This window comes from Burkholderia sp. SIMBA_051 (assembly GCF_046534915.1).
Taxonomy (GTDB): Bacteria; Pseudomonadota; Gammaproteobacteria; order Burkholderiales; family Burkholderiaceae; genus Burkholderia; species Burkholderia ambifaria.
The window spans coordinates 139,205-154,847 of record NZ_JAWRXS010000005.1; the positions used below are offsets into that span (position 1 = coordinate 139,205).

Consider the following 15,643-nt stretch of genomic DNA (forward strand, 5'->3'; position numbering starts at 1 on the left):
CTTAGTTGATAAGTGATGCGAATAGATTGCAGTACTAGTGAGTTCGATCTCGCCGAAATCGGACTGCGCCGCGGCCCGCGCCCGTCGTATGCACAGCAAACCGGCTGGCGCCTCTGTACCCGCCCGACATCGCAGCATACGTCCTTGCACCGCAACAATTACAAAACCCCAACTCGATCACCTTAACTCATTAATCCAGATTAATAATTCATTTAATTTTTAAGTCGACTTGTATTTAACTTGCGTCACGGCATGCCGATTTTCGAAAAACGAAAAAGCGGTGAACGTCGGTAGCGAATATTCGATTAATTGAAATGATGAAGAGGGAAACATGACGAATCTTTCTCGACGCAGGATGTTGACGAGTACGGCCGGCGCGATTGCCGCCGCCGGCATTGCGGTAACGGCCAAGGCGGCTTCGTTCGGCAATCCGGACAGCCCGCCGGAAGGGGCGATCAACGCGCGCAACAAGCAGGGATTGACCGACCCGGGGCCGAAGAATCCCGCATTGGCGAATCAATTCCCGTCTTTCCAGGATCCGCCGGCCACCGATATCAACGGCATGCCGTTATTCTGGGCGTCATTCAATAACGCGCATAAACGCATTCAAAACGGCGGATGGGCACGCGAAGTCACGCAGGACGATTTCGCGATTTCGGAAACCATTTCCGGCGTGAACATGCGGTTGACGCGCGGCGGCATTCGCGAGATGCATTGGCACCAGCAGGCCGAATGGGCAATCATGCTCGACGGCCGCTGCCGGATCACCGTGCTCGACGAACTGGGACGCCCGTCGGTGCAGGACGTGAAAACCGGCGATCTCTGGTATTTCCCGCCCGGCCTGCCGCACTCGCTGCAAGGAATCGGCACCGACGGCGCCGAATTCATGCTCGCCTTCGACAACGGCCGCGCGTCCGAATTCAATACGCTGCTGCTGACCGACTGGGTCGCGCATACGCCGCCGGACGTGCTCGCGCTCAACTTCGGCGTGCCGGCCGACGCGTTCAAGAACATTCCGCTCGACAACCTGTGGATCTTTCAAGGCGACGAGCCGGGGCCGCTCGCGGACGCCCAGCGTGCGTCCGCGTCCTCGGCCGGTGCGCCGCCGCACCCGTTCATCTTCTCGCTCGGCGCGATGAAGCCGTTCAAGAAGACGCGTGGCGGCGAGGTGCGGATCGCCGACAGCACGAACTTCAACGTATCGCAAACGATTGCGGCGGCGCTCGTCACCGTGCATCCGGGCGGCATGCGCGAGCTGCACTGGCATCCGAATGCCGACGAATGGCAGTACTACCTGCAGGGCGAAGCGCGGATGACCGTGTTCGACACGGGGCCGAAGGCGCAGACGGCAGACTTCCGCGCGGGCGACGTCGGTTACGTGAAAAAGAGCCTCGGCCACTACGTGCAGAACACCGGCAACACCGACCTCGTGTTCCTCGAAATCTTCAAGACCGACCGCTACGCAGAGGTGTCGCTGTCCGACTGGCTCGCGCACACGCCGCCGAAGCTCGTCGAGGCACACCTGAATATCGCGCCTGACGTGCTCGCGCGGTTTCCGCGCAACCGTCCGGACGTCGTGCCGCTGTAACGCCGCAGCGGCCGGCAAGCGGCAGGCCGGCCGCCGGGCCCGCTCCCGGGCCAGTCTTTCTCATTCGAACGGAACCCGACCATGATTCCCGTCACGAGCAAATCCAGCAGCGGCTTCTCGCTGCCCGATCTGTCCACCGATCGCGCCCATCGCGCCCATCGCGCCGATCGCGCCGATCGCGCGGCACGCGCCGCGCTGGAAGGGCGTCGCACCGGCATCGCCGCGCTGTTGCCGTTCGTCGGCCCGGCCGTGATCGCATCGATCGGCTATATGGACCCCGGCAACTTCGCGACCAACATCCAGGCCGGTGCCGCGTACGGCTACCGGCTGCTGTGGGTCGTGCTCGCCGCGAACGCGATCGCGATGCTGTTCCAGGCGATGTCGGCAAAGCTCGGCATCGTGACCGGTCGCAATCTCGCGGAGCTGTGCCGCGACCATTTTCCCGCGCCGATCGTGTGGGGCATGTGGATCGCGTCGGAGATCGCCGCGATGGCGACCGATCTGGCCGAATTCCTCGGCGGCGCGCTTGCGTTCGCGCTGCTGTGCCACCTGCCGCTGTTCGTGGGGATGATCGCGACGGCGCTCGCGACCTGCGCGATCCTCGCGCTCGAGAAGCGCGGCTTCCGGCCGCTGGAAGCCGCGATCGCGGCGCTGGTCGGCGTGATCGGCGCGTGCTATCTCGGCGAGCTGATGATCGCGCCGCAGGACTGGCACGCGGCCGCGTTCCATCTGGTCGTCCCGCAGATTCCCGATCGTGCGGCGCTGACGATCGCGGTCGGGATCATCGGCGCGACGATCATGCCGCATACGCTGTATCTGCATTCGGGCCTCACGCAGGATCGCATCGCGCCGCGCGACGATACGGAGCGGCGCCGGCTCATGCGCTTCTCGAACCGCGAGGTCGTCGTCGCGCTCGGCCTCGCCGGGTTCGTGAATCTCGCGATGGTGATGATGGCGTCGTCGGCGTTTCACGCCAGTGCGCCGGGCATGGCCGATATCGGCGACGCTTATCACACGCTGATCCCCGTGCTCGGGCCGGCGGCCGGCGTGCTGTTTCTCGTCGCGCTGCTGACGTCGGGGGTGTCGAGCTCGGTGGTCGGCACGATGGCCGGGCAAGTCGTGATGCAGGGCTTCATGCGGCGCCGCCTGTCGGTCTGGATGCGGCGCGCGGTGACGATCGCGCCCGCGTTCGCGGTGGTCGCGTGCGGCTGCGACGTCACACGCGCGATGGTCGCGAGCCAGGTGGTGCTGAGCTTTGTGCTGCCGATGCCGATGATCGCGCTGCTGATCCTGTCGGCACGCAACGACGTGATGGGGTGCTACGCGATGCGGATGCCGTTGCGGATCGTCGCGGGCACGGCCACGGTCGTGATCGTCGGGCTGAACGCGTATCTGGTGTGGGCGGCGCTCAGCTGAACGGCGCGCGCGGCGCAGGCGGGGCGACGCCGCTCGCGCCCGTGCGGCGGCCCCGAGCGGCCACGCGGGCAATGCCGTGAAGCTATTTTTTCAACGTCCGGTAGGACACCAGATCGTTGATCGGCCCGATCTCCGGCCCAGTCGTGCCGGGGCGCGTGGCGACCTGCACGACCTTCTCGAACATGATGATGAACGGCGAGTTCGCGAGCACGGACTTCTGCAGCGCCTCGTAGCGCTGCGCGCGCTTCGCGGACGACGGCTCGACGAGCGCGGCCTCGGTATCCTTCGTCAGCTGCGGGATGTCCCAGCTGTTGCGCCACGCGAGCATCTTCGTCTTCGACTGGTCGGAATTGTCAGGATTCCATGCGAACCCGCGCGCGTTGCTGTTCGGATCCATGTAGTCGGGCGACCATTCGCCGATGAAGATGTCGTGCTGGCGCGCGCGGTACTTGCCGATCGCCTGCTTCGCATCGCCGGGGATCAGCTTCACGCGGATGCCGGCCTGAGCGAAGTTCGCCTGCAGCGCCTGCGCGATCTCGATGTACGGATAATCGTTCGGCATGTCCATCGTCACGTCGAAGCCGTTCGGCAAGCCGGCCTTCGCGAGCAACGCCTTCGCCTTCGCGACGTCGAGCTTGTACGGGTTCGAATTCAGCGTGCCGAGGAAACCTTCGGGCAGGAAGGTCTCGTGCACCTTGTAGGTCGTGCTGACGATGTTGCGCTGGATGCCGTCGTAGTCGACGAGCCACTTCATCGCCTGCTGCACGTCCGGCTTCGCGAGATTCGCGTTCTTCGTGTTCAGGCTCAGGTACAGCAGCGCGGACACGGGCCACGACGCGACCTTGATCTTGCCGGCCTTGGTCAGCGCGGCGAGGCTGTCGGGGCTCAGGTTGCGCGCGGCGTCGACGTCGCCGTTCTCGAGCAGCAGCCGCTGCGCGGACGCCTCGGGCACGTGGCGCAGCACGACGCGTTTCATCGCGTACGGCGCGCGGTACTTGTCGAAACGCTGCAGCACGATGCTCTCGTTCGGCGACCACTTGACGAGCTGGTACGGGCCCGAGCCCGCGTCGTTGGTCTTCAGCCAGCCGCTGCCGAAATCGTTGCCCTGCTGGTGCGACATCAGCAGTTTCTTGTCGAGCACCGACGCCGGGCACGCGCTCAGCACGTTGAGCACGAAGCTCGGCGCGTACTTGCGGTCGGTTTCGAGCACGAAGGTCTGCGGATCGATCGCGCGCACCTTCTGCATCACGTTCGCCTTCGTGAGACCGAGATCGGCGAGCACGCCGGCCGGGCCCTTGTCGAGCTGGATGGTGCGCTGCAGCGACCATGCGACGTCGTCGGCAGTGACCGGGTTGCCGGAATGGAAGGTAAGGCCGGGGCGCAGCTTGAACGTGTAGGTGACGCCGTCGGCGCCGACCGTCCACGATTGTGCGATCTGCCCGTCGAAGCGCGTCGGGTCCTTCAGGTCGACCCGCACGAGCCGTTCGTAGGTGTTCGCGACATACTCGGACGGCACGAGCTCGTAGATTTCGCTCGGGTCGAGAGTCGTGAATTCGCCGAGCTGGGTGGCGACGACGAAGATGCCGGGCGGCGTCGCGGCCTGCGCCGGCAGCGCCGGAACAAGCGCGACGAGCGCGGCGCTGACGAACAGCCGGGACAGCAGATGCTTCATGCGGGCTCCGTGGAAAGGGAATCGTGGTGCGATTCTCTCATCGACGGCGGCCCGGATGAAAATATTCGACGGGCGCGCATGACGGCGCCCGCGGGACGGCTTGCGGGCCGGGCGGGGCGCCCGGCGCAGGCAGCGCTCAGATCACGCAGCGCGCGATCGCGAAGCGCATCGCTTCCTCGGCCGGCTCGCTGCCCGAGCCGCGCACGACCTTGACGACGGAGCCGTGGCCCGACGGCGTGAGCGTGACGAAGTACGAGCGCGAGCCGACGGTGATGTCGGTCACGCCGTTGTGCTGCGACTGCTCGGTGCCGGACAGGCGGCTGTCGAGGCAGTTGGCGATCGCGTGTGCGGGGCGCGCCGACGACACGTAGATCATCGGCGCCGAGCCGGACGCGGCCGAGTCGGACGAGGGCGCGGAACCGCAGGCGGCGAGCAGGGCGGCGGGAAGGAGCAGCAGGAATCGTTTCATGATCGGAATCGTCGTGGGTGTCGTGTCGAGGCTGGGGCGCGGGATACGCGAAACGCGGAGCTTCGCGACGAAACCGCCGGGATCGTGCCGTTTTTGAGATACGGGCGGCGGCTGACGTCGGAGTATACCCGCGGCACTTGACGCATACGGCATGCTGAAACGATTCGATACATAAGCGCCCGCTGTCGCGCGGCGGCAGCGGGCGTTTCAAAGGATGGCGAATCGACGCTTGCCGGCGTTACTGGCCGATCTTGTGGCTGTCCGCGTTGTCCTGCCGGTTCAGCACGTGCTTTTCGCTCTGCGTAATGTGGCCGCGACCTGCGCGGCCCTGTCCCGCTCTTCCTGGCGGATCCGGCGGTCGTCACGGTGCAGGCGCGCGGCCCGGGCGTGCGACTTTCTCCTGTCGTTGCGCACGAATCGTCGGCGCTTGTCGAAACAACGCTGTGCGGGCCCCGGCTGTTGACGTTTCCGCCTGTATCGATTGCAAGTCTTTATTACATCCTCGAACAGCGATGACGCCGGCGAGCAAGCCAACGATAACGGCGCGCGATCAATGCGCGCCCGCCGCCGCCGCGCCCGCGTCGTCGCCGCCCGAGCGCGACGGCCGGGTGATCCAGATCAGCGGAATGATCGCGATGAAGATGATCGCCGACACGTAGAAGATGTCGTTCAGCCCCATCACGGCCGCCTGTGAATCGACCGACGTATTGAAGAACGCGAGCGCCGAATCGGGGCTCAGGTGCAGCAGTGAACGCGCGCTGTCGAGCTGCTGCGCGAAGATCGGGTTGCCCGGGCTCGCCTGTTCGGTGAGCCGGACGTGATGCAGGATCGTCCGGTCGTTCCACGCATTGCTGATCAACGACGTGCCGACCGCGCCGCAGAACGTGCGGCCGAAATTCGACAGGCCGGCGGCCGCGGGAATCTTCTCCGGCGGCAGCCCCGACAGGATGATCGCCGTGAGCGGCACGAAGAACATCGCCATCGGAATGCCCTGCAGCAGCGTCGGCAGCACGAGATCCCAGTGCGACACGTCGGAATAGAACGTCGTGCGCATCATGAACACGACCGCGAAGCCGACGAAGGCGAGCGTCGCGAGGTAGCGCGGATCGGTGCGCGGCAGGATGCGTCCCATCACCGGCGTCAGCAGGATCGCGAAGATCCCGAGCGGCGCGGTGGCGAGCCCGGAATCGATCGCGCGATAGCCGAGATAGCCCTGCATCCACTGCGGCAGCAGCACCAGCGTGCCGAAGAACATCCCGTACGCGACCGAGATCGCGATCGTGCCGCCCGCGAAATTGCGCTGCGTGAAGAGCCGCAGGTCGACGATCGGATTGGCCTCGGTCAGCTCCCACACGAGAAAGAATGCAAAGCCGACCAGCGCGACGATGCCGAGCGCGACGATGACGGGCGAATTGAACCAGTCGAGATCCTTGCCCTTGTCGAGCATGATCTGCAGCGATGCGACCCACAGCACGAGCAGCAGGAGGCCGACCGTGTCGATCGGCAGGCGACGCACCGGCGATTCGCGATCGCGGAACACGAACCACGTGACCGCCGCCGCGAAGAAACCGACCGGAATGTTGATGTAGAAGATCCACGACCAGTTGTAGTCGTAGGTGATCCAGCCGCCGAGCGACGGCCCCGCGATCGGGCCGACGAGCGCGGTCATCGACCACAGCGCGAGCGCCGTCGCCGATTTCTGCCGCGGCCATGCGCCGAGCAGCAGCGCCTGCGACAGCGGCGCGAGCGGCCCGGCGACCGCACCCTGCAGGATGCGCGCGGCGAGCAGCGTCGGCAGGTTCGGCGCGATCCCGCACAGCCACGACGCGAACACGAACAGCAGGATCGACGTGACGAACAGGCGCACCTGGCCGAAGCGCTGCGTGAGCCAGCCCGTCAATGGAATCGACACGGCGTTCGCTGCCGCGAAGATCGTGATCACCCACGTGCCTTCGTCGACCGACACGCCGAGCTCGCCCGAGATCGTCGGAATCGCGACGTTCGCGATCGACGAGTCGAGCACGTTCATGAACATCGCGAGCGAAACCGCGATCGTGCCGATCGCGAGCCGGGCGCCCGTCAGCGGGCCTGGAGGGGATGAAGAGGACATGGGCTTCCTGCGTGATGAAGGGTGGTCCGCACTGCGCGTCGCACACGCGTACGCGCGCGACGCCTGCGCGGGAGCACCACGAAGCGGACGGACACACGCTGCCCGCGCGCCGTCCGCCAGGCGGCGGCGACGCGTTGCAGCGTGCGGTTCAGGCGTTGAATCGGAGGCGCGAAGCCGTGACGGGCTCCGGCAGGCGGGCTAGTACCGGTCAGGAAGGCGCGACGCGCGTGACGCGTCGGCGCGCAGCCGGCCCATGGCTGCCGTAGCGTGTGGTGTGTGCGGCGTGGTTTTGCATCGCAACAGGCTAACGATGCGACGAGCGGCGATCAACGCTCGCCTACTCATTAATTCCTTTCGTGTGCCGCAATAATCCGGACGGTACGCGTCGATTGCCGGTCGTGCGATGCCCGTTACGGCGCGTTCCGCCAACCGGTGAACACTTCCGTCAGGAACTCGACGAAGATGCGCACCTTGCTGTCGAGCGTCGCGCGGCGCGGATAGAGCGCGTGCAGTTCGACGTCGTCGGTGCGGTGCCAGTCGGGCAGGACGATCTCGAGTTCGTTCTTCTCGAGCCGCCGCGCGATGTAGTGCGTGGAGATCAGCGCGATGCCGCCGCCGCTCGCGGCCTGGCGCAGCACGGTGATCGATTCGTTCGAGATCAGCACGGGGCGGATCGGCACGTCGGCCACGTCGCCGGCCGCGTTGGTGAGCCGCAGCGTCAGGCCGGGCGCGTCGCGTCCCACGTACAGGATGTCGTGCTGCGCGAGTTCATGCGGTGTCCGCGGGCGCCCGACGCGCTCGAGGTAGGCGGGGCTCGCGGCGAGCTTCGCGTGCGACCAGCCGAGCGAGCGCGCGACGTAGCCGGAATCGGTCAGCATGCCCGCGCGCAGCGCGACGTCGAAACCGTGCTCGACGAGGTCGAGCGGGCTGTTGTCGTAGATCAGCACGAGCTGCACGCGCGGGTAGCGCCGGTGAAACTCCGCGAGCGCGGGCTCCAGTTCGAACAGGCCGATCGAGTAGGGCACCAGCACGCGCAGCGTGCCTTCGGGATCGGTGCGCAGCGCGCGGGCCTGGCGGTCCGCGTCGAGCAGGATTTCCTCCGCGCGCAGGCAGCGCTCGTAATAGTCGCGCCCGCCTTCGGTGACGGACACGCGGCGCGTGGTCCGGTACAGCAGCTGCACGCCGAGATCGTCCTCGAGTTGCTTGACCTTGCGGCTCACGCGGCTGAGCGGCATGTCGAGTTGCACGGACGCGGCCGTGAAGCTGCCGCGTTCCACCACGCGCAAGAATATCCGGATGCTCTCGAAGTCCATACAGGTTGTTTTCAGTGCTTGGCCTGCGCGCATCTTACCGTCGCCGGCGGAATGGCTTCATGTCGGTCATCCCAATTATCCCGCCCGCTGCAATAACGCATCCCGTAGGGCCGGTAGTGGCGGCCGTGGCGCGATCGTATGCTCGCCGCATGAAATTCGCTTTTCCCAGCCTGCCGCCGTTCGCGGTCGTGCGCACCGCGCTGCGCGACGCATGGCCCACGTTGCCGCCCGGCGCGCTCGGGTTCGCGTTGCGCAACACCGCTGCGTCGCTGCTCGCGCTCTACATCGCCTTCCGGATGAACCTCGACGATCCGAAATGGGCCGCGTCGACCGTGTGGATCGTCGCGCAGGGCACACGCGGCATGGGGCTGTCGAAGAGCCAGTACCGGATCCTCGGCACCGCGATCGGCGCGGCCGTCGCGCTCGCGCTGACCGGCGCATTCGCGCAGACGCCCGAGCTGTTCCTGACCGCGCTCGCCGCATGGATCGGCCTGTGCGCGGGCGTCGCGACGTTCCTGCGGAATTTCCGTGCGTACGCGGCGGTGCTCGCCGGCTATACGGCCGCGATCGTCTCGATGGATGCGGCGTCCGCGCCGCTGCACGCGTTCGATATCGCGACCGCGCGGTTCCTTTACGTGATGGTGGGCATCTTGTGCGCCGCCGCGTTCGAAACGGTGTTCGCGCCGGGTTCGCCGCTGCGCGACGTCCGCACGCGGCTCGCGCGCTATCTCGGGCGCGCGGTGGCTGTCGGCGCGGCCGCGCTGCGTCGCGAGCCGAACGCCGCGGCGGTTCACCGGCTGTTCGCGGAGGCGCTCGATCTCGACACCGCGGCCGAGTATGCGGCCGCCGGCGCGCCGCCGGTGCGCAACGCGATCGGCCATCTGCGCGCGGCGGCGCTGGGCGTGCTGTCTGCGCATGCGGCCGCGCAGGCGATCGAAGCGCATGCGGCGCGCAGCGGCGACGCACCGGACCCGCTGGTCGCCGAGGCCGCGCGGGTGCTCGACGGCGTCGCGGCATCAGGCGAGGCGGGGCCCGAGATGGCGGTGCTGCGTGCGCGGGTGGATCACGCGTTGCACATCGAGGCTGTCGAGCCGACCGGCTCGGATGACTCCCGCCTGCTCACGCTCGACCGGCTGAGCACACTGCTCGCCGGATTCGACGACGCGTTCGCCAACAAGGCGCGGGTCGACCTGCCGGTTCCGCCGCCGTCGCGGGTCCGCTATGCGTTTCATCGCGACGCGGTGCTCGCGTGTCACAACGGCATCCGCGCGTTCATCGCGGTGCTGGCCGCGTCGGCGATCTGGATCGTCACCGCATGGCCGTCGGGCGCCGGTTTCGTTGCGATCACGGCCGTGGTCGGCGCGTTGTTCTCCACCCGGCCGAATTCGGCCCGGGCCGCGATCGGGTTCCTCAAGGGCACGGCGTGCGCGGCGGTGGCGGGGATCGTCTGCAACTTCATCCTGCTGCCGGCGGTGTCGGGCTTCGAGACGCTCGCGTACATCATCGGCGTGTTCATGATCGGCACGGGGCTCGCGATGCGCCATCCGCGCACCGCCGCGCTCGGCAGCGCGTTCGCGATCTTCTTCTGGAATTTCACGTCGCCGGACAACACCGCGCGCATCGGCGATGCGGCGTTCCTCAACAGCGCACTGTCGACGCTGCTCGGCATCGCGTTCGGCGTGCTGGTGTTCGCGCTCGTGTTTCCCGGCGATCCGGGCACGAGCCGGCGGCGGCTGCATCGCGCGGTGCGCCGCGACCTGGCGGCTATCGCCCGCAACCCGCGCGGCTGGTCGGCAAGCGCGTGGCTCAGTCGCACGGCCGACCGGCTCCGGCGTGAGCCCGGGTTCGCGGGCAGCCTGCCGCAAACGCTGATCGAGCGCGACATGCGCGACCTGTTGGCGATCTGGGGCATCGGCGACAGCCTGCTGTCGCTCGCGGAACTGGCGGCCCGGGAGCCGGCCGCGCGTCGCGCGGTGGCCGTGGTGCGCGGCCGCGCCGCGCTCGCGGATTTCGCCCGGCTCGAGCGCAGTTGCGATATGGCCGCGCGATTGCTGCGGCGGCGCGTGGCCGATGTCGACAGCGACGACGCACGCGCGCTGCTGCGCGGCATCGTGTTGCTGAGGCGGATCGCGGACGCGGTGGCCGGGCATGGCCACTTCCTGCGCGGCCGCCGCGGCTGAACGAGCAGCGGCGACGGGGGCGTCGACGGTGCGCGGCCCGTCAGGTGAGCCGATACGCGGGGCCGGGCGTCGCTTCCGCCGGCAGCGGCTCGCGGTTCAGTTCGAGCAGCGTGCGCTCGATCATCCGCGTCATCGCATCGAGCGCGAGCTGGTTCGGCCCGTCGCCGAACGGCTCGGCGATCGCATGGGCGATCGCGTCGAGCGCGATCAGCGTATAGGCGACGAACACGGTGACGAACGGCGTCGCCGCGCCGATCGAGTCGACCAGGCCGAACGGCAGCAGCACGCAGTATGCGTAGATGGTCCGGTGCAGCAGCACGTCGTACGAGAACGGGATCGGCGTCGATGCGATGCGCTCGCAGCCGCTCACCATCGACACGAGATCGTCGAGGCGTGCGTCGAGCATCCAGAGCCGCGTATCGGCGAGATGCCCGGCGTCGGCGCGCGCGGCGAATGCCTCGCGCAGTTCATGAACGATCGCGATCGGCGCATACCGGGCGGCGACGATGCGCGTGTGGGTGCCGTCGTCGAGCAGCGCGCGCAGGTCCGCCGCCGGGTCGGTGCCGCGCAGCTGATGCTTCAGCGCATGGACGAACGCGATGACCTTGCGCACGAACGCGTGCCGCGCGGCGTCGTCGTCATCGATCGCGCCGTAGCAGAGTGCTTGCGACACCAGCGTGCGCGTGGCGGTCAGCACGCCGCCCCACAGCTGCCGGCCCTCGCGGTAGCGCTCGTAGCTCGCGTTGTTGCGAAACCCCGCGAAGATCGCGAGCGTGAGGCCGATCAGCGTGAACGGCGTCGGGTTCAGCGGTACCTTCTCGCCGAGCACGCGGCCGCCGCCCCACACCGCGACGAGGCTGATCGCGAGCGTCAGCACGAGCTGCGGCAGGATGGTCGGCAGCACCGATCCGTTCCAGACGAGCAGCATCCGCAGCCAGTGCTCGCGCGGCCGAACGATCATCGCGGCGCTCCGTCAGGCGGCAGCCGACGCCGGCGCGGCCGCGCGATGCAGCAGGACCGGCACCGATTTCGACGTCGGCGTGTTGCACACGTCGCCGACGCTGTCGAGCGGCACCAGCGGGTTCGTTTCCGGGTAGTACGCGCCGATGCAGCCGCGCGGGATGTCGTATTCGACGAGCAGGAAGCCGTTCGCGCGCCGCTCGATGCCGTCGTGCCACACGGTTTCCATGTCGACCCAGTCGCCGGCCTTCAGGCCGAGCATCGCGAGATCGTCGCGGTTGACGAACACCACGCGGCGCTGGCCGAAGACGCCGCGATAGCGGTCGTCGAGACCGTAGACGGTCGTGTTGTACTGGTCGTGCGAGCGCGTCGTCATCAGCGTCATCAGGCGCTCGCCGTGCAGCGCGCGGGCGCGCTGGATCGGCGTGTCGGTCGGCAGCGCGTGCGCGATGAAGTTCGCCTTGCCCGTCGGCGTCAGCCATTCGCGATCGCGCGACGCGACGCGCAGATGGAAGCCGCCGGGCCGTGCGATGCGCGCGTTGTAGTCGTAGAAGTCGTCGAGGGTCGCCTCGATCGCGTCGCGGATCTTCGCGTAGTCGTCCTTGTACGCGAGCCAGTCGATCTTGCCGCTGCCGAACAGCGCATGGCCCATGTGCGCGACGATCGCCGGCTCCGACATCAGGTTCGCGGAAGCCGGCTTGTTCATCCCGTACGACACGTGGACCATGCTCATCGAATCCTCGACCGTCACGCCTTGCGGCACGTTGTCCTGCAGGTCGATCTCGGTGCGGCCGAGCGTCGGCAGGATCAGCGCGTCGCGGCCGTGGATCAGGTGGCTGCGGTTCAGCTTCGTCGTGATGTGCACGGAGAGCGCGCAGCGGCGCAGGCCTTCCCACGTGCGCGGCGTGTCGGGCGTCGCCATCGCGAAGTTGCCGCCGAGGCCGATCAGCACCTTCACGCGGCCTTCGAGCATGCCTTCGATCGTCTCGACGACGTCGTAACCGTGATGGCGCGGCGGCTCGAAATCGAACACGTGGCCGAGCCGGTCGAGGAACGCCTGCGACGGCTTTTCCTCGATGCCGACCGTGCGGTTGCCCTGCACGTTCGAGTGGCCGCGGACCGGACACAGGCCGGCGCCGGGGCGGCCGATGTTGCCGCGCATCAGCATCAGGTTCGTCAGCATCTGCACGGTCGCGACCGAATGCTTGTGCTGCGTGATGCCCATCCCCCACGTCGCGATCACGCGCTCGCTGCGTGCATAGCGCTGCGCGAGCGCGTCGATCTGCTCGTACGACACACCGCTTTCGGCCGTCAGCGCCGGCCAGCTTTCGTTGCGCAGATCGTCGGCGAACGCATCGAAGCCGGCCGTGTGTTCGTCGATGAACGCGGTGTCGAGCACGCGCGGCGCGCCGGCGGCGCGTGCGGCGTCGTCGAGTTCGAGCACGCGCTTGGCCATCCCCTTGATCAAAGCGAAATCGCCGCCGATCGTGGGCTGGATGAACGTCGACGCGATCGCGGTGCCGGACATCGTCAGCATCTCGAGCGGGCTTTGCGGATCGGCGAAGCGCTCGAGCCCGCGTTCCTTCAGCGGGTTGATCGACACGATCGTCGCGCCGCGCTTCGCGCATTCGCGCAGCTCGCCCATCATCCGCGGATGGTTGGTCGCCGGGTTCTGGCCGAAGATCAGCAGCATGTCCGCGTGCTCGAAATCGTCGAGCGTGACGGTGCCCTTGCCGACGCCGACCGAATCGGGCAGCCCGCGGCTCGTCGCCTCGTGGCACATGTTCGAGCAGTCGGGGAAGTTGTTCGTGCCGTACCGCCGCACCAGCAGCTGATACAGGAACGCCGCCTCGTTGCTCGCGCGGCCCGACGTGTAGAACGCGGCCTGGTTCGGATCCGGCAGCGCACGCAGGTGGCGCGCGATCAGCTCGAACGCGTCGTCCCACGCGATCGGCACGTAGCAGTCGGTGCGGGCGTCGTACACCATCGGGTCGGTCAGGCGGCCGTGCTGTTCGAGTTCGAAATCCGTCTGTTCGAGCAGTTCGGTGACCGTGTGCGCGGCGAAGAATTCGGGCGTCACGCGCTTGCTCGTCGCTTCGGCGGCCACGGCCTTCACGCCGTTTTCGCAGAATTCGAACGTCGACGCATGCTGGCGGTCGGGCCACGCGCAGCCCGGGCAGTCGAAGCCGTCCGGCTGGTTCTGGCGCAGCAGCGTGCGGTAGTTGCCGCCGGTGACCTTTTCCTTGATCAGGTTGATCGCGACGGCTTTCAGCGCGCCCCAGCCGGCGGCCGGGTGGTGGTACGGTTCGATGCGCGGGGCGGCGGATTTCTTTTTCATGATGCGGGTGTTCAGGGGCGATGTAGTGAGAGTACGCGCGGCGCCCGGGCTGCTGTGTGTACACCTTTCGACTTCAAAAAAGAGTACAGTTTCGGCCATTCAGGCAGTGCGGGCCGCAACTGTGTTTTTGAAGGGAAGTTGAAAGGGAGGCGCGTGAAGCGTTACGAACAACTGGCCGACGATCTGCAGGCGCAGATCGAGCGCGGCGTATACCGGTCGGGCGAGCGGATTCCGTCGGTGCGGCAGGCGAGCCGGCAGCAGCAGCTCAGCGTGACGACCGTGCTGCGCGCGTATCTCGTGCTGGAGAGCCGCGGGCTGATCGAGAGCCGGCCGCAGTCGGGTTATTTCGTGCGGGCGCGGGTCACGGAGCCGGCCGAGGCCGAGCTGAACACGTCGGCGCCGGCGGCCGAGCCGTCGGCGGTGGACGTGAGCCGGCTCGTGCTGTCGACGCTGCGCTCGATCGCGCGTGACGACGCGGTGCCGCTCGGCTCGCCGTATCCCGACGCGTCGCAGTTTCCGGTGCAGCGTCTTGCGCGCTACGCGCAGGCGATCGGGCGGCGGCGCACGCGCTGGGGCGTGATCGACGACCTGCCGCCCGGCAACCAGGAACTGATCCGCCAGATCGCGCGGCGCTACGCGGAGCGCGGGATCGCGGTCGAGCCCGGCGAGATCGTGATGACGATCGGCGCGACCGAGGCGATCAACCTGTGCCTGCAGGCCGTCGCGCGGCCGGGCGACACGATCGCCGTCGAGTCGCCGACGTTCTACGCGATGCTCCACGCGATCGAGCGGATGGGCATGCGCGCGCTCGAGGTGGCGACGCATCCGGGCGACGGCATCGATCTCGACGCGCTCGAACGGATCCTCGAGCGCGAGCGCATCGCCGCGTGCATGGTCATGCCGAATTTCCAGAATCCGCTCGGCTTTCAGATGCCCGATGCGCGCAAGCGCGCGCTCGTCGAGCTGCTCGCGAAGCACGGCGTGCCCGCGATCGAGAACGACGTCTACCACGAGCTGCATTTCGGCGACACGACGCCGAGCGCGCTGAAGTCGTACGATCGCGACGGGCTCGTGCTGCATTGCGCGTCGTTCACGAAGAGCCTGTCGCCGCGCTACCGGATCGGCTGGGCGATGCCGGGCCGCTATCGCGATCAGGTCGAGAAGCTGAAATTCCTGAACACGCTCGCGACGCCCGCGATCGAGCAGCTCGCGATCGCCGAATACCTGAAGCACGACGGCTACGATTTCCACCTGCGGCGGATGCGCAAGCAGTATGCGCAGCAGGCGAGCCTGATGAGCGCGATGGTGCGGCGTTTCTTCCCGGAGGGCACGCGGCTGTCGCAGCCGCAGGGCGGGTACGTGCTGTGGGTCGAGTTGCCACCGCGGGTCGACGCGATGAAGCTGTATGCGCTCGCGCTCGCGCAGGGCATCACGATCGGGCCCGGCCACATGTTCTCGGCGAGCGCCGATTACCGGCATTTCATCCGGCTCAACTACAGCTATCCGTGGTCGCGGCAGATCGAGGACGCGCTGAAGGTGGTGGGGCGGCTCGCGTCCGAGTGCGCGGGGCGGTGAGCGGCGCACGGGGCGCCGCGCT

General features: G+C 67.6%; 10 protein-coding genes. 4 read left to right on the forward strand and 6 right to left on the reverse strand.

The window, feature by feature from the left end:
• Positions 1 to 331 precede the first annotated feature (331 nt).
• Positions 332 to 1,588 carry an oxalate decarboxylase family bicupin gene (locus SB771_RS13815; protein ID WP_006753500.1) on the forward strand — a complete coding sequence of 419 codons (1,257 nt, stop codon included), beginning with the start codon at positions 332 to 334 and terminating at the stop codon, positions 1,586 to 1,588.
• Between the two features lie 81 nt (positions 1,589 to 1,669).
• Complete coding sequence (locus tag SB771_RS13820; RefSeq protein ID WP_175659082.1) at positions 1,670 to 3,004, forward strand: Nramp family divalent metal transporter; 1,335 nt, start codon at positions 1,670 to 1,672, stop codon at positions 3,002 to 3,004.
• Positions 3,005 to 3,086: 82 nt separating this feature from the next.
• Here the strand turns inward: SB771_RS13820 and SB771_RS13825 are convergent, their stop codons facing one another.
• The 4 genes from SB771_RS13825 to SB771_RS13840 form a co-directional block, all read right to left on the reverse strand.
• Complete coding sequence (locus SB771_RS13825) at positions 3,087 to 4,676, reverse strand: ABC transporter substrate-binding protein (RefSeq protein ID WP_011659011.1); 1,590 nt, start codon at positions 4,674 to 4,676, stop codon at positions 3,087 to 3,089.
• A gap of 136 nt (positions 4,677 to 4,812) precedes the next feature.
• Positions 4,813 to 5,145 carry a sugar ABC transporter ATPase gene (locus SB771_RS13830; RefSeq protein ID WP_175659083.1) on the reverse strand — a complete coding sequence of 111 codons (333 nt, stop codon included), beginning with the start codon at positions 5,143 to 5,145 and terminating at the stop codon, positions 4,813 to 4,815.
• A gap of 550 nt (positions 5,146 to 5,695) precedes the next feature.
• Positions 5,696 to 7,255, reverse strand: coding sequence for a DHA2 family efflux MFS transporter permease subunit (locus SB771_RS13835; RefSeq protein ID WP_105831202.1), 1,560 nt, complete (start codon positions 7,253 to 7,255; stop codon positions 5,696 to 5,698).
• A gap of 410 nt (positions 7,256 to 7,665) precedes the next feature.
• On the reverse strand, positions 7,666 to 8,568 hold the full coding sequence (locus SB771_RS13840) for a LysR family transcriptional regulator (RefSeq protein WP_041491486.1): 903 nt from the start codon (positions 8,566 to 8,568) through the stop codon (positions 7,666 to 7,668).
• A gap of 149 nt (positions 8,569 to 8,717) precedes the next feature.
• Here SB771_RS13840 and SB771_RS13845 point away from each other — a divergent pair, with 149 nt between their 5' ends.
• Positions 8,718 to 10,748 (forward strand): FUSC family protein, encoded by a 2,031-nt coding sequence (locus SB771_RS13845; protein WP_175659084.1) that lies wholly within the window; start codon positions 8,718 to 8,720, stop codon positions 10,746 to 10,748.
• Between the two features lie 40 nt (positions 10,749 to 10,788).
• On the opposite strand, the gene SB771_RS13850 is transcribed toward SB771_RS13845, so the two are convergent.
• Both SB771_RS13850 and SB771_RS13855 read right to left on the reverse strand, forming a co-directional pair.
• Complete coding sequence (locus tag SB771_RS13850) at positions 10,789 to 11,709, reverse strand: bestrophin family protein (protein WP_175659085.1); 921 nt, start codon at positions 11,707 to 11,709, stop codon at positions 10,789 to 10,791.
• Between the two features lie 12 nt (positions 11,710 to 11,721).
• A complete protein-coding gene (locus SB771_RS13855; protein WP_175659086.1) occupies positions 11,722 to 14,046 on the reverse strand; it encodes an FdhF/YdeP family oxidoreductase in 2,325 nt (774 codons plus the stop codon).
• A gap of 153 nt (positions 14,047 to 14,199) precedes the next feature.
• Here SB771_RS13855 and SB771_RS13860 point away from each other — a divergent pair, with 153 nt between their 5' ends.
• Positions 14,200 to 15,621 carry a PLP-dependent aminotransferase family protein gene (locus tag SB771_RS13860; protein WP_175659087.1) on the forward strand — a complete coding sequence of 474 codons (1,422 nt, stop codon included), beginning with the start codon at positions 14,200 to 14,202 and terminating at the stop codon, positions 15,619 to 15,621.
• Positions 15,622 to 15,643 lie beyond the last annotated feature (22 nt).